Origin of the sequence: Bradyrhizobium liaoningense (assembly GCF_018130955.1) — a bacterium.
GTDB classification, from domain to species: Bacteria; Pseudomonadota; Alphaproteobacteria; order Rhizobiales; family Xanthobacteraceae; genus Bradyrhizobium; species Bradyrhizobium liaoningense_C.
Genome location: NZ_JAFCJM010000008.1, coordinates 156,587 through 172,736 on the forward strand (window position 1 = coordinate 156,587; position 16,150 = coordinate 172,736).

The window sequence follows — 16,150 nt, forward strand, 5'->3', positions numbered from 1 at the left end:
ATCGACTAACCCTTCAAGGACGCGTCAACGGCGGCATTGACCGACACCGCATCCGGAACGACGCCGGTGAGCTGCTGCACGATCGTGCCCGCCGCATCGGCCGCGATGCCGCGAACGTTGCTCATGGCGGTCGTGCGGGTCGAAGCGATGGTCTTTTCCGCCTCGGCGAGCTTGTTCGCCAACTGCTGTTCCAGGGCCTTGCGCTCGGCTTCCGCCTGGGCATTGGCCTTCTCGCGGGATTCGTTGCCGATCGCCTGCGCCCGCGAGCGCGCCGAAGCGAGCTCACCCTCGTAGGCCTTCAGCGCCGCGTCGGACTGGTCCTTCAGCTTCTGCGCTTCGGCGAGGTCACCCTCGATCTTGTTCTGGCGCGCCTCGATCGCACCGCCGACCTTCGGCAGAGCGAGCTTGGACACGATCACGTAAAGCACGACGAAGAAGATCGCGAGCGACACCAGCTGCGAAGCAAAGGTGCTGCTCTCGAACGGCGGAAAGCCGCCGCTGTGATGACCGCCATCGGCTTCAGTGTGGGCATTGGCCGGCTGGCCTTTTGCCCCGCCATGACTCTCGGCCATGGAGTACTCCTGTTGCTGTCACGCGCCGCTTCGGATGAAGCGGCGCGAAGGAAGTCGTTCTCAGAAAACGAACAGCAGAAGCAGCGCGATCAGCAGCGAGAAGATGCCGAGCGCTTCGGTCACGGCGAAGCCGAAGATCAGGTTGCCGAACTGGCCCTGCGCGGCCGACGGGTTGCGGACGGCTGCGGCGAGGTAGTTGCCGAAGATCACGCCCACGCCCACGCCCGCACCGCCCATGCCGATGCACGCGATGCCCGCGCCGATAAGTTTTGCTGCTGCCGGATCCATTTTAGACTCCTTGGAAGAAAGATTGGGTTTTGGGTGGAAATTCCCCGGACCGCTCAGTGTCCCGGATGAATGGCGTCGTTGAGGTAGATGCAGGTCAGGATCGCAAACACATAGGCTTGCAGGAACGCGACCAGAATCTCGAGAGCGTACAGCGCGATCGTGAGCGCCAGCGGCAGCACGCCGCCGACCCAGCCGATGGCGCCGAGGGAGAAGCCCAGCATGGCGACGAAACCCGCGAACACTTTCAGCGCGATGTGGCCGGCCAGCATGTTGGCGAACAGACGAATGCTGTGCGAGACCGGCCGCAGGAAGAACGACAGGACCTCGATGAACATGACCAGCGGCAGGATGTAGCCGGGGACGCCGTGAGGAACGAAAATCGAGAAGAACTTCAGGCCGTTCTTGGCGACGCCGTAGATCAGCACGGTGAAGAAGACCAGGAGCGCCAGTCCTACGGTGACGATGATGTGGCTCGAAACCGTGAACGTGTAGGGGATGATGCCCACCAGGTTCGAGACGCAGATGAACATGAACAGCGAGAAGATCAGCGGGAAGAACTTCATGCCTTCCGCGCCGGCGGTCGAACGGATCGTCGAGGCGACGAACTCGTAGGAGATTTCGGCGACCGACTGGAGGCGTCCCGGAACGAGCTGGCTGCCGCTCGCCAGCATCAGGAGGGAGATGATCGCCACGGCGACCAGCATGTAGAGCGATGAATTGGTGAAGGCGATCGTTTGATTGCCGATGTGGCCGATCGTGAAAAGGGGCTCGATGTTGAACTGGTGGATCGGGTCGATTTTCATCGCGCGGCATCTTTCGGTCTGCCGGGCAAGCCGGCTGGTCTCGGTCTGCCGGCCGGGCCGGCATGTACCGGTGGGGCCGGTACGAAAACTCAATTGGCCAGTTCGGTTCGGCCAGTCCGGTTACGAGCCGCCACGCCTGCTTTGACCCGCGCCGGCCGACCTCACCACATTCACGACGCCGGCCACGAAGCCCAGCAGGGTGAACACGATGAATCCGAAAGGCGACGTCGACAGCAAACGGTCGAAACCCCAGCCAATCCCCGCTCCGACAATGACCCCGGCGATCAACTCGGACGAAAGCCGGAAACCCAGCGCCATCGCCGAGGCTCTGGCCGCTCCGTCTCCACTTTCACCTGCGGGTTGCTCCGTCTTTATCTTGCGGTCGCGAAATTCGGACAACCGCTGATCGAGACTTCCGAGCCTTGCGGAAAGCGCAGCTTCTTCAGGCGATTTATCGCCATCCCCATTCTCGTCGTGTCCCGTGCCCTGTGTCATGCAACGAAGACCCGAAACGTCACGCTTGAATGGAAATTACGTCCGCCACCCTCAAAAGCCGCGCGGACCATACTGATGGCACCTAGCCAAGTCAAGCCAAGTCAAGATTGCGTCGCAATCGTCTATATCATTGATTTGTTTGAGAATATTTCCAGATTTGCCGACGCTGCGCACAGCGTGGCGCCGCACCGCAGCAGCTCCTGTGGGCAACGCACGATTTCGCCGCTTTCGGCACGTCGCGGGGAGCGCATCCCATGCGCAAGCTGCGGGCCGGTTTTTGCACCGATGGAGACTTTTCCGAACCGTGCGCCCGTCCGGAGGCGGGTGTAGGATCGGTATCACCCAAGCGATGATCGCGACGGAGCCCGTGCGATGAGACCAGCGACATCATTCCCGAAATCAATGATCGCCATCGCGGCCGTCGCCGCGGTGCTGGCGCTGGGCGGCGGCCTCGTCACTGCGCAATCGGCGCCGGACGGCGAGAACGGCCGCTACACCATGACGCCGACGCCGGAGGGCGTGCTCCGGCTCGACACCCGCACCGGAACGGTGTCGACCTGCAGCAAGAACGGCACCGGCTGGGCCTGTTACGCGGTGCCCGACGAACGCACCGCGCTCGATGCCGAGATCGGACGGCTGCAAGCCGAGAACGAGAAGCTGAAGGCGCAACTGGCGGCCGGGCCCACGGTATCAGGCAAGATCGAGGACGCGCTGCCGAAATCGGACTCGCTGAAGAAGGGCGAGCCGAAAGTTGCGGAGGGCGAACGCAAGATCGAGATTCCGCTGCCCAGCGACCAGGATGTCGATCGCGTGATGTCGTTCCTCGAGCGCGCCTGGCGGCGGCTGATCGAGATGGCCAACCGCGTGCAGAAGGACGTGTCGGGAAGGATTTGAGAGTTTGAATGACACCTGAGAAGCACCTGACCCGTTCGGCGGCGTCGACCGTGCAAGTCACGTCCATCAGTACCTCTCTGCTGACAGCGCCGACACCCGGTCGCGGCTTCGTCGATCTCACCGCCGAAGTCGCGAAGTTCATCAAGGACGTTCATGCACGCGACGGTGCGCTGACGCTGTTCATCCGCCACACCTCGGCCTCGCTTACGATCCAGGAAAACGCTGATCCATCGGTGCTGCTCGATCTCAACACGGCGCTCGCGCGACTGGCGCCCGAGGGTGCCGGCTGGACGCATGACACGGAAGGCCCGGACGATATGCCGGCGCACGTCAAGACCATGCTGACGCAGACCTCGCTGCACGTGCCCGTCCTGAACGGAAAGCTCGCGCTCGGCACCTGGCAGGCGATCTATCTGGTCGAGCATCGCAGCCGTCCGCATCGTCGCGAAATCGTGCTGCAATTCATCGGAGAGACGCGCTGACAAAACAAAACCGGCCGCGGAATCCGCGGCCGGTTCGTTTGGTTGATCGATGCCTTCGATCAGGTCGCCTTGATGTCGACGTCCTTGGTCTCGGGCAGGAAGAAGAAGCCGATCACGACCGTGATGGACGCGAAGATGATCGGGTACCAGAGACCTGCATAGATGTCGCCGGTCGAGGCCACGATCGCGAACGCGGTCGCGGGCAACAGGCCGCCGAACCAGCCGTTGCCGATGTGGTAGGGCAGCGACATCGAGGTGTAGCGGATGCGGGTCGGGAACAGTTCGACCAGCATCGCGGCGATCGGGCCGTACACCATGGTCACGTAGACGACCAGGATGAACAGGAGCCCGATGATCGCGGCCACCTGCGGACGGAAGATGTCGAGCGGATGCGCCATCTTCACGATGCCGGCGTCGCCTGCCTTGGGATAGCCGGCGGCCTGCACCGCAGCGGTGATCGCGGGGTTGCCGTCCTTGGCGTTCGCGTAAGCCACTTCCTTGCCGTTGACCATGACCTTCACGCCGGAGCCGGCCGGAGCCGCCGTCGTCGAGTACTTGACCGACGACTGGGACAGGAAGGCGCGGGCGGTGTCGCAAGGCGCGGTGAAGACGCGGGTGCCGACCGGGTTGAACAGATCGCCGCAGCCTGCGGGATCGGCCACCACCTCGACCTTGGCCTGCTCGATCGCCTTTTCCAGCGCCGGATTGGCGTTGGTGGTGATCATCTTGAAGATCGGGAAGAAGGTCAGCGCCGCGATCAGGCAGCCGCCGAGGATGATCGGCTTGCGGCCGATCTTGTCGGACAGCGCGCCGAACACGATGAAGAAGCCGGTGCCGAGCAGCAGCGACCAGGCGATCAACAGGTTGGCGGTGTAGCCGTCGACCTTGAGGATCGATTGCAGGAAGAACAGCGCGTAGAACTGGCCGGTGTACCAGACCACGCCCTGGCCCATCACGCCGCCGAGCAGGGCGAGCAGGACGAGCTTGCCGTTCTGCCAGTTGCCGAAGGCTTCGGTCAGCGGCGCCTTCGAGCCCTTACCTTCTTCCTTCATCTTCTGGAAGATCGGCGATTCGTTCAGTCGCAGCCGGATCCAGACCGAGATGCCGAGCAGCAGCACCGAGACCAGGAACGGGATGCGCCAGCCCCACGCCGCGAAGTCGGTCTCGCCGATCGCCGAGCGGGTGAACAGGATCACCAGCAGCGACAGGAACAGGCCGAGCGTCGCGGTGGTCTGGATGAACGAGGTGTAATAGCCGCGCTTGCCGTTCGGCGCGTGCTCCGCGACGTAGGTCGCCGCACCGCCATACTCGCCGCCGAGGGCTAGACCCTGGGCGAGGCGCAGCGCGATCAGGATGATCGGAGCCGCGATGCCGATGGTTGCCGCGTTCGGCAACAGGCCGACGATGAAGGTCGACAGACCCATGATCAGGATGGTGACGAGGAAGGTGTATTTGCGGCCGACGATGTCGCCGACGCGGCCGAACACGATGGCGCCGAAGGGGCGGACCAGGAAGCCCGCGGCGAAGGCCAGCAGCGCGAAGATGTCACGGGTGGCCGGCGGATAGGCCGAGAAGAATTGGGCGCCGATGATGCCGGCGAGCGATCCGTAGAGGTAGAAATCGTACCATTCGAACACGGTACCGAGCGAGGAGGCGAGAATGACGAACCGTTCGTCCTTCGTCATCCCTCCCGCGCCAGCTTGGGACACAGCCATTGTCGACATGTTGAGTTCGCTCCCCGAAAATTCGTTTGCTATCTCCCGGACGACCGGATGTGCCGGATCACCCTGGGCCTTGCGCCAAAGTAACATCGTCGTGAAACCTCCCCCAATACGACTTTCGGCCTTGCGCACTGACGCGCATCTGACGACCTGCCGTTCGATCCCGCGCGGCAAAGAGGGGGTGTGGATTAACCCCTTTGCAGCAAAGGGATAATGTGTACTTGCATGCCACGGCCGGTCGGGGAAGAATTGGGCAAGCCCGGGCGTGGTTGTCCCCACGTTGTCCCCCTCGGGCGTAACGACAGCAAGAGACGATGAACGCTCCCTCAACCCACCTTGTCATTGCCGATGATCATCCCCTGTTCCGCGACGCGTTGCGGCAGGCGGTGGCCGGCGTCCTGACCTCGGCCAAGATCGACGAGGCGGGATCGTTCGAGGATCTGACCAAGCTCTTGGAGCAGAACTCGGAAGTCGATTTGATCCTGCTCGATCTCTCGATGCCCGGGATCTCCGGCTTTTCCGGCCTGATCTATCTGCGGGCGCAATATCCGGCGATTCCGGTGGTCATCGTCTCGGCCTCCGACGACAGCGCCACCATTCGCCGCTCGCTGGATTTCGGTGCCTCGGGTTTCATTCCCAAGCGGTTCGGCGTCGAGACCCTGCGCGACGCCATCCTCAAGGTGATGGAGGGCGACGTCTGGGTGCCGGCGGATACCGACCTGTCGGCGCCGTCCGATCCCGACATGTCGCGCCTGCGCGACCGGCTGGTGACGCTCACCCCGCAACAGGTGCGGGTGTTGATGATGCTGTCGGAAGGACTGCTCAACAAGCAGATCGCCTACGAGCTCGGCGTCTCCGAGGCGACCATCAAGGCCCACGTCTCCGCGATCCTGCAAAAGCTCGGGGTCGAGAGCCGCACCCAGGCCGTCATCGCCGCAGCCAAGATCGCCGGCAGCCAGTGGAAGCAGGGCACGCCGACGGGGTGATCCGTCCGTCGGCCGTTGGCTCTTGCTAGAGCATGATCCGGAAAAGTGTAAAGCGGTTTTCCCTCGCGACAAACGAGGAACGCGTTTGCGCGGAGATCATGCTCAAGCAAGGGCCTAAAGCGCGATGACGATTCATCCAAATCTCGTCGCGCTTTAGGTTAACAGCGCGGTCTTGGAGCTCATACCCTGTCTTTGCCGCACGGACGTCAGTGCAGCGGCAGCTCGGCTCGCAACGGTGATGGACGCCCAATCGCGTGCGGAGACCAGATCCCTTGGAGCCATCCAGGAGCCACCCACGCAGAGGACATTTGTCAGCTCCAGATATCGAGGCGCGCTTTGCCGGGTTATGCCGCCCGTGGGACAGAATTTGAGTTGCGGCAAGGGCGAGGCAAGTGACGCAAGAAAATCAACGCCCCCTGCTGACTCGGCTGGAAAGAATTTTGCCAATTGATAGTTGCGTTCGATCAGGCCCAGTGCCTCGGATGCGCTCGAGACGCCTGATAAGAGTGGGATCTCGCTCGTCTCCGCAGCGTCAAGCAGACGAGTGGTGTATCCTGGCGAAACGGCGAAACGCGCGCCGGCCCGCATCGCTGCCTCAAGCTGCCTGGGTTCGATGATCGTTCCCGCGCCGACCTCGACGGCCTCGACCTCACCTGCAATAGCGCGGATCGAATCGAGAGCTGCAGCCGTGCGCAGCGTAACTTCAATGACGGACAAGCCGCCGGCCGCCAGGGCGCGTGCCAGAGGGATCGCATCCGAAGCACTATTTAGAGAAATCACGGGAATGACCGGCGTCTTCGAGAGAGTTTCGAGGAGGCCTCGCTGCGCCGTCATCTCGTCACTCCCTGAAAGATGCTTGCGCCGTTGTCGGCGCGACCAACGCGGTCGCGAAAAATTGCGAATAGTTCTCGGCCGACTCCGCTTTGTGCGATGGAAGAATCGAAACGCATCGGCGCCCGCGCCCTCCATTCTTCCGGATCGACAAGAACCTCGAGCCGGCCGGCAATGGCGTCGACTCTGATGAGGTCGCCGTCGCATATTTTGGCGATTGTGCCCCCTTCGGCCGCTTCCGGTGTGACGTGAATGGCGGCCGGCACCTTGCCAGAGGCGCCCGAAAGCCGCCCGTCGGTCACGAGGGCGACTTTGAGGCCGCGATCCTGCAACACGCCGAGTGGGGGCATCAGCTTGTGCAACTCCGGCATTCCGTTGGCTTTCGGTCCCTGGAAGCGCATGACGATGACGAGATCGTTCGTGAGTTCTCCCCCCGCAAAGGCTTTCTGCAACTCTTCCTGGGAATGAAAGACGCGGGCGGGCGCTTCGATCACATGCCGTTGTGGCGCAACGGCTGATGTCTTGATGATGGCCGTCCCGATGTCGCCATTCAGGACTTTCAGCCCGCCTGTCTTTTGAAAGGGCTCGGAAGCGCCTCGCAGCACGGAAGGATCACCGCTGGCTTGCGCTCCTTCATGCCATGTTACCGTTCCCTCGGAGCCGAGCTTCGGCTCGCTCAGGTATGCCACCAGGCCATCGCCCGCGACTGTGGTGACGTTTGCGTGCAAGAGGCCGGCTCCGAGCAGTTCCCGGATCAGGAAGCCCATGCCGCCGGCGGCATGGAAATGGTTCACGTCTGCAGAACCGTTGGGATAGATCCGGGCCAAGAGCGGCGTGACCTCGGCGAGGTCGGCGAAATCGTCCCAGGTAAGGGTGAGGCCGGCCGCCGCAGCCATGGCAATCAGATGCAGCGTCAGATTGGTCGAGCCGCCAGTGGCGTGCAGCCCCACGATGCCGTTGACGAACGTGCGCTCGTCGAGCACGCGCCCGATCGGGGTGTATTGATTGCCGAGCGAGGTGATGTCCAATGCTCGCTCGGTCGCCGCGCAAGTAAGCGCATCGCGCAAAGGCGTATTCGGGTTCACGAAAGATGCGCCCGGGAGCTGAAGGCCCATGATCTCCATCAGCATCTGGTTGGTGTTGGCCGTCCCGTAAAACGTGCACGTCCCCGCGCCGTGGTAGGCTTGCGCTTCCGCTTCCAGCAGAGCTTCGCGACCGAGCTTTCCTTCGGCGTAGGCCTGGCGGATTTTCGCTTTTTCGTTGTTGGCCAGGCCCGAGGTCATCGGCCCCGACGGAATGAAGACCGCAGGCAAATGCCCGAACGAGAGCGCGCCGATAACGAGGCCCGGCACGATCTTGTCGCAAATGCCGAGAAACACGGCGGCATCGAAGGTTTGATGCGACAGCGCGATCGCCGTGGACAAGGCGATGACCTCGCGTGAGAACAGCGAGAGCTCCATTCCCGCTTCGCCTTGCGTGATGCCGTCGCACATCGCCGGCACGCCGCCTGCGACCTGGGCAACACCCCCCGCCGCACGCGCGCTCTGTCGGATGAGATCAGGGAAACGCTCATAGGGCTGATGCGCCGAGAGCATATCGTTGTAGGCCGTGACAATTCCGAGACTGGGAACGTGGCCATCCTGCATCAGCTTCTTGTCGCGCCCGCCGCAAGCCGCGAAAGCATGGGCCTGGTTGGCGCATCCCAGTCGTCGCCGCACCGGCGTGCTCGCCGCATTCGCAATGCGGTCGAGATAGCGTGCCCGGCTGTCGTAACTGCGCCGAGCGATGCGATCCGTCACTTCGGCGACGCGCGCATTGACCCTTGCTTCGATCGTCATATAGGCCTCCTGTTCGCGGATTGAGCATCGACTAAGCGCTGCTCCGTGGTCACGGACCGTCCTCCATCCATGTTCGGCCGTCGCGTTCGATCAGCGCGACGGCGGCGGAGGGGCCCCAGCTGCCGGCAACATAGGGGCGCGGGATTTCATTCATCTGGCTCCACGCCTGACGGATCGGGTCGATCCAGCGCCATGCCGCCTCGACTTCATCCCGGCGCATGAACAAGGTCGCGTCTCCGCGGACCACATCCATCAACAGCCGTTCGTAAGCGTCCGGTACCGAGACGTCGAATGCTTCCGCAAAGCTCATGTCGAGGGGGACATATTGCAGCCGCATGCCGCCCGGTCCGGGCTCCTTGATCATGAGCCAGAGCTTGATCCCCTCGTCGGGCTGCAGGCGGATCACGAGCCGCGTCTGCACAGCCTTTCCCGAATTCGAATTGAAGATCGAATGCGGAACTTTCCTGAAGGTCACGACGATCTCGGAACTGCGTTGCTGCAACCGCTTTCCGGTGCGCAGGTAGAAGGGAACGCCGGTCCAGCGCCAATTCGCAACGGCCGCCTTGAGCGCAACGAAAGTCTCGGTCGAGCTTGGGCGATCGGTGATTTCTTCCGCATAACCGGGAACCGCGATGCCGTCGCATGCGCCGGCGCGGTATTGACCCGGCACGGTTAGGAGTGCCGCGTTTGTTTCGTCGATCCGTTCGAGCGACTTCAGGATCTTGAGCTTCTCGTCGCGCACGGCGTCGGCTTCGAGCGAATGTGGCGGCTCCATTGCCACCAGGCAGAGCAGCTGCAGAAGATGGTTCTGCACCATGTCGCGCAGGGCGCCGGACTTGTCGTAGTAGGGGCCACGTTCTTCCACGCCGATGGATTCGGCGACGGTAATTTGTACATGGTCGATGTGAGCGGCATTCCACAGCGGCTCGAACAATGCGTTGGCGAACCGCAACGCCATCAAATTCTGCACCGTCTCCTTGCCGAGATAGTGATCGATCCGGTAGACGCGTTCCTCCGGAAAGATCATGCCGACGGTTTGATTGAAGCGGATTGCGGACTCAAGATCCTTGCCGATCGGCTTCTCGATGACGATGCGGGAATCGCCCTTTGCAAGTCCGTAGTGACCTAGCCTTTCGCAGATCGGTCCGAACAGATGCGGTGCGGTCGCGAGATAATGGACCTGAATGCGTTCGGCGTGGGCCGACAGGGCGGCCGCGAGTTCGGTCCACCCATTCTCACCTTCGGCATCGGCTGCCATGTAGGAGATGCGGGCCAGGAAGCGATCGAGTTCGGGTCCCGTGGTTTCCGATGCCGGCACATATTTCGTGACCGCCGCGCGCACCATGGCGAGGAAATCATCCCGTGACATCGCGGCGCGCGCGACGCCGAGAATCGTTGCTTCATCTGGTAGCTGGCCCGCAAAATCGCGACGAAACAGCGCCGGCAACAGCTTGCGGCACGCCAGATCGCCCGTCGCTCCGAAGACGGTCAGGACGAAGGGAGCCACGGGAATCACGCGGCTTGTCATGCGCGAGCCTTTCTCAATTCGATCCCGTCCGATGGGCCGCGTTGCGTCCGTCACTCTGTCAAGCATGGCAAGGCTCCGTACTCGGCTCCGTACTCGCATCGATGTCGGCGGCGGTCGGCAGGTCGGCACCATCACGGGAAACCGTGATGGCGGCGGCAGCCGTGCCGTAAGCAAGCAACTCGCGGATTGCAGACAGGTCGAGCGCGGCGATGGCGTCGGGATGGAGCCTGCCGGTCTTCGCAAGCTGCGCAAGCAGCGCGGCGTGGAATGTGTCGCCAGCGCCCACAGTGTCGCGCACGACCACGGAACGACCGGACACTGAAACGCTTCCAGCGGCGGAAAAGGCGGTCGCCCCCTTCGCTCCCTCGGTCACCACCACCAGGCGTGCGCCGCACTTGAGCCAGTAGGCGGCAGCATCGGCAATTGACAAGCGACCGCTCCACGCAACGCGAACGTCCTCGTCGCTCGCCTTGATTATCGTGGCCGTTCGGTAGAAGCGTTCCGCGGCGACCGCCCAGCTCTGCATGTCGCCGACGACGGTGGGACGGACGTTCGCATCGACGCTGATGACGCGGCGACCGTGCTCGCGTCGGGCGAGCGCGGCAAATGTGGTGCCAACCGGCTCGACAGCCATCGAATAAGAGCCGAAGGTCAGAGCCTGAATATCGTTCGGCAGCGTGCCGGGAAGGTCGGCAAGCCCAAGCGAACGATCTGCCGCCCCCTCGCCATGGAAGGCGTAGTTCGGTTGACCGTCGTCGGTTGTCGCCACGATCGAAATCGTGGACGGCCGGTCGGTGCGCACGAGGAAGTCATCATCCACGCCTTCGCAAGCCAGCCTGTCCGCGAGGAACGCGCCGAAGTGATCGTGCGAGATGCCGCTCAGGAAGGCCGTTCGGACGCCAAGCCGGGCGAGACCAATCGCGACATTGAAGGGAGAGCCACCGGCAACGGCACGGACCGACATTTCCGACCGGCCGGGCCTCGTCACAAATAGATCGATCAGGGCTTCGCCACAGACAAGAATCACGATGCATCACCCCTGTTCATCGTGACAAGCCTCGAGGCTGTCACGCCGTTCGCGCGAAGAACGATCCGCGCCAGGTACGATGATGCGTTCGGGGCGGAGAGCCGTGTCGTCGACCATGCTTAATCCTTGAAGAGCACGTCGTGATCGCGAGCGAACGCCGCGAGCAACGGCAAGGCCGCACCGCCGATCGCGCGTGCATCACGCCCGATCGAGCCTTCCACCACCACGGCGTCGGTGAGGCCCTGCCGGTCCATACGAGCCCAATGTTCATTTGTGCGCTCGACGAGGCGACGGCGTACATCGAGCGGAAAGGCTCCGTCGATGATGACGGCTTCAAAGTCGATCACGGCCAGCAATGCGGCGATGGCCTGCGCCAGCGCCTCGGCGGCGGCCGTGACCCACGCTTCGAGCGGATCCTCGAAACTCGACCAGTCGTCGGGCGAGAGCCAGATATCAGTGCCACGTCGACCGGCGGCGATCAGTCGGCGCTCCAACTGGTAGATGGAGGCGGTGCGGATTAACTGCTGAAGGCTTGTCTCGCCATTTTCGTCCCGCCGCATGATCGGCATGGAGCCGAGCGCGCCGGCGTTGCCGCTGCGGCCCGGGAAGAGGCTTCCGTTCAGAACGATACCGCCGCCGATGAAGGCGCCGATGTAGAAGTAGGCGAAATCCCGGTACGCTGCGCCGGCACCGAAGGTGAGTTCGGCCGCGCATGCCGAAGTCGCGTCGTTGCAGACGTGCACCGGCCAAGGGCCGAAGCGGCGCGAGAGTTCAGCGGCGACGTTGAAATCACGCCACTTGCCGAGTACGCCGGGCGGCGTTTGCAGATCGGCTTCCCAGTTCCACAATTCAAATGGCATCGCGACGCCGAGGCCGCTGATCCTGCCATGCTGGGCTTCGGGCAATTCGGCGAGAAGGCCCGGCATCTCGCGCTCCGCAAATGCCATGATCTCTTCGGGCACCGGGAAGGAATAGATCGCGCGGCGTCTGGCGCGGATTCCGGCGGTGAAGTCCATCAACACCAGATCGGAGCTGCGCCGGCCGATCATCAGCCCCAGTCCAAAAGCGCCGTCTGGGTTGAGCGAGTAGGGGACAGAGGGCTGCCCGATGCGGCCTCGCTGCGGTTCGCCGGCAAGGAGCAGCCCGTCGGCTTCCAGCCGATTGATGATCACGGTCGTGGTTTGAGTCGACAGGCCGGTGAGCCGCGCGATCTCGACTTTGGCGAGGCCGCGATGGCGCCGGATGAGGGAGAGGATCAGGCGCTCGTTATACAGTCGCACGCCCGTTTGGGTGGTGCCGCGGCTTCCGCCCGGCAAGGCCGTCGGCGGGTTAACCGCTCCAACCGGTGCTGTTTCTTCCATCCTCGGCTCCGCAAGCGCCTTGGTCATTTGCCCAGCAAGTTCGCTTCCCAAGGCGGTCGATCACTACAATGAACGCAGTCGAGGGCGAGTGTCAATTAATAAGTCGGGATGATTTATTTATTGACAGGGCCGTTTGTAGCCTCTTAGGATCGCCCAACACGCGGACGAACCGCGCAGGCACAAATGCTCCAGGAGGGAATACATGCGTCAGTCACTCGGACTATTCGCGGCACTCGCGCTTACTTTGGGCGCCACCAGCTCCTTCGCGGCCGACAAGCCGATCGTCGGGCTCATCACCAAGACCAACACCAATCCGTTCTTCGTGAAGATGAAGGCCGGCGCCGAGGAGGCGGCCAAGGCCAATGATGTCGAGCTGCGATCCTTCGCCGGGAAGGTCGACGGTGACAATGAGGGCCAAGTCGCGGCCATTGAGAACCTGATCGCCGCCGGCGCCAAAGGCATCCTGATCACACCGAACGACTCCCGCGCCATCGTTCCGGCCGTCGAGAAGGCAAGGGCCGCGGGCATTCTGGTCATTGCCCTCGACACCCCGCTCGACCCGGCGAATGCAGCGGATGCGACGTTTGCGACCGACAATTTCCTGGCGGGTCAATTGATCGGCCAGTGGGCCGCCAAGACGCTGGGCGCCAAGGCGGCATCGGCGAAGATCGCGCTACTCGACCTGAACGTGAACCAGATCTCGGTCGACGTCGCCCGCGATCAGGGTTTTCTGAAAGGTTTTGGCATTGATCTCGGCAACCCCGCCAAGATCGGCGACGAGAAGGATGCGCGCATCGTCGGCCATGATGTGACGCTCGGCAGCGAGGAAGGCGGCCGCAAGGCGATGGAGAACTTGCTGCAGAAGGATCCCGGCATCTCGCTCGTCTATACCATCAACGAGCCTGCGGCAGCGGGAGCCTACGAGGCCCTGCGCTCGGTCGGCCGCGACAAGGACGTGCTGATCGTTTCGGTCGACGGCGGTTGCCCCGGCGTGCGCAACGTGAAGGACGGCGTCATCGGAGCCACCTCCATGCAGTTCCCGTTGCTGATGGCGGCGAAAGGCGTCGAGGCGGTGAAGGCCTTCGCCTCTGGCGGCGGCAAGCCGAAGGCGTCGCCGGGCCTGGACTTCGTCAACACCGGTGTCGAGCTCGTCACCGACAAGCCGGCCGGCGAGATGCCGTCGATCGACAGCGCCGCCGCATTGAAGAAGTGCTGGGGCTGATCGCGCCCTTGAACTGTAGCCGCTGGCAAGGACTGGCGCCCGCGAGCCGGGCGCCAGTAAGAGCCGAGGACGCTCACCCGAGACTGGATGGGCAGGTCTCCGCATGCAACGAGGAAAACGGCCATGACTGATATCGGCAGTAGTCGTCCCGCTGCCCAGGCCTTCGAGCTCGTGCTCGACAAGGGCGAGAGCCGCGTGGCCGAATTCGAAGTCCGTGCAAGATCGCCGCTGCAAAAGCTTCAGCACTTCCTGCACGCCAATCCGACGGCGGTGCCGGCGATTGTGCTCCTGCTCAGCGTTGCGGCGTTCGGCTTCACCGTCGGCTCGCGCTTTCTCTCGACGTTCAACCTGTCACTGATCATCCAGCAGGTCACGATCATCGGCGTGATCGGGGCGGCGCAGACGCTGATCGTGATCACCGCCGGCATCGATCTGTCGGTTGGGGCGATCATGGTGCTGTGTTCCGTCATCATGGGCAAGCTTGCGGTCACCATGGGACTGCCAGCTCCAATCGCGCTCCTTGCCGGCGTCGCCGCGGGTGCCGGCTGCGGCGTGCTCAATGGTGCGCTCGTGACCCGGCTCAAGCTGCCGCCCTTCATCGTCACGCTCGGGACATGGTCGATCTTTTTCGCGCTCAATCTCTGGTATTCGGCGTCCGAGACCATCCGCTCGCAGGAGGTCGCGAAAATCGCCCCGTTGCTGCAGGCATTGGGAACGCCGGTGAACGTCCTTGGCGCCCGTTTCACCTACGGCTCCTTCTTCATGCTCGGGCTCGTCGCATTGATCTGGTTCGTGCTCAATCGCACGGCCTTCGGGCGCCATCTCTATGCGGTCGGCGACGATCCCGATGCGGCGCGACTTTCCGGCATCCGGACCGACCGCATCCTCTTCAGCGTCTATGTGATCGCCGGCGTGATTTGCGCGCTCGGTGCCTGGACGTTGATCGGGCGCATTGGTTCGATCAGCCCGCAGGCCGGCCAGACGGCCAATCTGGACAGCATCACGGCGGTGGTCGTCGGTGGCGCCAGCCTGTTCGGCGGGCGTGGTTCGATTATCGGCACGCTGATCGGCGCCCTCATCGTCGGCGTATTTCGCAACGGGCTCGCTCTGTCCGATGTCGACGTGCTCTGGCAGGAATTCGCCGTCGGTTGGCTGATCATCATCGCAGTGGCGCTCGATCAATGGATTCGCAAGGTGTCAGCATGAGTGCAGGACCGAACGTTCCCGGGGCAACACCGCTCCTCCAGGCGCGCGGCTTGAACAAGCGCTATGGCCGCGTGACGGCGCTCGATCACGCCGACTTCGATCTCTATCAGGGCGAGATCCTGGCTGTGATCGGAGACAATGGCGCCGGAAAGTCATCACTGATCCGCGCGCTCTCGGGCGCACTCGTTCCGGACGCCGGCGAGATCAGGCTGGCCGGAATGCCTGTCGCGTTCCGCTCTCCGCTCGACGCGCAGGCGGCCGGCATCGAGACGGTCCATCAAACGCTTGCACTGTCTCCGAGCCTGTCGATCGCCGACAACATGTTTCTCGGCCGCGAGCTGCGCCGGGCGGGTCCGCTCGGCACGATCTGCCGCATGCTCGATCGCAAGGCCATGCAGCGCATCGCCCGCGAGAAGCTCACCGAGCTTGGTCTCATGACCGTGCAGAGCATCAACCAGCGCGTCGAGACCTTATCGGGCGGTCAACGCCAGGGCGTGGCGGTGGCAAGGGCTGCGGCCTTCGGCTCGCGCGTCGTCATCATGGACGAACCGACCGCGGCACTCGGGGTCAAGGAATCGCGTCGCGTGCTGGAGCTGATCCTCGACGTGCGACGGCGCGGCATTTCAGTGGTCTTGATCAGCCACAACATGCCGCACGTGTTCGAGATCGCCGATCGCATCCATATCCATCGGCTCGGTCGGCGGCTCACCGTCATTGATCCGAAGTCCTATACGATGTCGGATGCGGTGGCTTTCATGACTGGCGCGCGGGTCCCGATCGAAGTTGCCGCGTGACGGCAGTCCAACAAGCTTTGGCCATCGCATGGTGCCGGTCCTGCATGCTTGTTCTAGGCCAATGCGCGATGAATTCGGGCTGAATCGTCGCCGGTGCGCCCT

Annotated in this window: 16 protein-coding genes; 6 read left to right on the forward strand and 10 right to left on the reverse strand. The window is 63.2% G+C overall.

Annotation, left to right across the window (positions count from 1 at the left end; genetic code table 11):
* Positions 1 to 5: 5 nt before the first annotated feature.
* From JQ632_RS09525 to JQ632_RS09540, 4 genes are all read right to left on the reverse strand, one after another.
* Complete coding sequence (locus JQ632_RS09525) at positions 6 to 572, reverse strand: F0F1 ATP synthase subunit B (RefSeq protein ID WP_212402041.1); 567 nt, start codon at positions 570 to 572, stop codon at positions 6 to 8.
* 60 nt (positions 573 to 632) lie between these two features.
* Positions 633 to 860, reverse strand: coding sequence for a F0F1 ATP synthase subunit C (locus JQ632_RS09530; protein WP_018643436.1), 228 nt, complete (start codon positions 858 to 860; stop codon positions 633 to 635).
* Positions 861 to 913: 53 nt separating this feature from the next.
* Positions 914 to 1,663 (reverse strand): F0F1 ATP synthase subunit A, encoded by a 750-nt coding sequence (locus tag JQ632_RS09535; protein ID WP_212402042.1) that lies wholly within the window; start codon positions 1,661 to 1,663, stop codon positions 914 to 916.
* 120 nt (positions 1,664 to 1,783) lie between these two features.
* Entirely contained in the window at positions 1,784 to 2,158 is a 375-nt protein-coding gene (locus tag JQ632_RS09540; protein ID WP_212402043.1) for an AtpZ/AtpI family protein, read from the reverse strand.
* Positions 2,159 to 2,530: 372 nt separating this feature from the next.
* Here JQ632_RS09540 and JQ632_RS09545 point away from each other — a divergent pair, with 372 nt between their 5' ends.
* Positions 2,531 to 3,052 (forward strand): hypothetical protein, encoded by a 522-nt coding sequence (locus tag JQ632_RS09545; protein WP_212402044.1) that lies wholly within the window; start codon positions 2,531 to 2,533, stop codon positions 3,050 to 3,052.
* Positions 3,053 to 3,060: 8 nt separating this feature from the next.
* A complete protein-coding gene (locus tag JQ632_RS09550) occupies positions 3,061 to 3,534 on the forward strand; it encodes a secondary thiamine-phosphate synthase enzyme YjbQ (RefSeq protein WP_212402045.1) in 474 nt (157 codons plus the stop codon).
* 59 nt (positions 3,535 to 3,593) lie between these two features.
* Here JQ632_RS09550 and JQ632_RS09555 read toward each other — a convergent pair whose 3' ends face one another.
* Positions 3,594 to 5,219 carry an MFS transporter gene (locus tag JQ632_RS09555; protein ID WP_212402046.1) on the reverse strand — a complete coding sequence of 542 codons (1,626 nt, stop codon included), beginning with the start codon at positions 5,217 to 5,219 and terminating at the stop codon, positions 3,594 to 3,596.
* Positions 5,220 to 5,569: 350 nt separating this feature from the next.
* Here JQ632_RS09555 and JQ632_RS09560 point away from each other — a divergent pair, with 350 nt between their 5' ends.
* Entirely contained in the window at positions 5,570 to 6,241 is a 672-nt protein-coding gene (locus JQ632_RS09560; protein WP_212402047.1) for a response regulator transcription factor, read from the forward strand.
* A gap of 153 nt (positions 6,242 to 6,394) precedes the next feature.
* Here JQ632_RS09560 and eda read toward each other — a convergent pair whose 3' ends face one another.
* The 5 genes from eda to JQ632_RS09585 form a co-directional block, all read right to left on the reverse strand.
* Entirely contained in the window at positions 6,395 to 7,075 is a 681-nt protein-coding gene (gene eda / locus JQ632_RS09565) for a bifunctional 4-hydroxy-2-oxoglutarate aldolase/2-dehydro-3-deoxy-phosphogluconate aldolase (protein WP_212402048.1), read from the reverse strand.
* Positions 7,072 to 8,910 carry a phosphogluconate dehydratase gene (gene edd, locus JQ632_RS09570; RefSeq protein WP_212402049.1) on the reverse strand — a complete coding sequence of 613 codons (1,839 nt, stop codon included), beginning with the start codon at positions 8,908 to 8,910 and terminating at the stop codon, positions 7,072 to 7,074. Before edd ends, eda begins: the two co-directional genes overlap by 4 nt.
* Before the next feature lie 49 nt (positions 8,911 to 8,959).
* Positions 8,960 to 10,438: a glucose-6-phosphate dehydrogenase gene (zwf, locus tag JQ632_RS09575; RefSeq protein WP_212402050.1), complete on the reverse strand. Its 1,479-nt coding sequence runs from the start codon at positions 10,436 to 10,438 to the stop codon at positions 8,960 to 8,962.
* A gap of 58 nt (positions 10,439 to 10,496) precedes the next feature.
* Entirely contained in the window at positions 10,497 to 11,465 is a 969-nt protein-coding gene (locus JQ632_RS09580; protein ID WP_212402051.1) for a carbohydrate kinase, read from the reverse strand.
* A 119-nt stretch (positions 11,466 to 11,584) separates the two neighbouring features.
* Positions 11,585 to 12,826, reverse strand: a complete 1,242-nt coding sequence (locus tag JQ632_RS09585; RefSeq protein WP_212402052.1) for an ROK family transcriptional regulator — start codon at positions 12,824 to 12,826, stop codon at positions 11,585 to 11,587.
* A 202-nt stretch (positions 12,827 to 13,028) separates the two neighbouring features.
* On the opposite strand from JQ632_RS09585, the gene JQ632_RS09590 reads away from it, so the two are divergent.
* From JQ632_RS09590 to JQ632_RS09600, 3 genes are all read left to right on the forward strand, one after another.
* Positions 13,029 to 14,048 (forward strand): sugar ABC transporter substrate-binding protein, encoded by a 1,020-nt coding sequence (locus JQ632_RS09590; RefSeq protein ID WP_212402053.1) that lies wholly within the window; start codon positions 13,029 to 13,031, stop codon positions 14,046 to 14,048.
* 123 nt (positions 14,049 to 14,171) lie between these two features.
* Positions 14,172 to 15,254, forward strand: a complete 1,083-nt coding sequence (locus tag JQ632_RS09595; RefSeq protein ID WP_212402054.1) for an ABC transporter permease — start codon at positions 14,172 to 14,174, stop codon at positions 15,252 to 15,254.
* The gene (locus tag JQ632_RS09600) at positions 15,251 to 16,048 is read left to right on the forward strand and encodes an ATP-binding cassette domain-containing protein (protein ID WP_212402055.1); all 798 of its coding nucleotides are present in this window, start codon (positions 15,251 to 15,253) and stop codon (positions 16,046 to 16,048) included. Before JQ632_RS09595 ends, JQ632_RS09600 begins: the two co-directional genes overlap by 4 nt.
* The last annotated feature ends 102 nt before the right edge of the window (positions 16,049 to 16,150 follow it).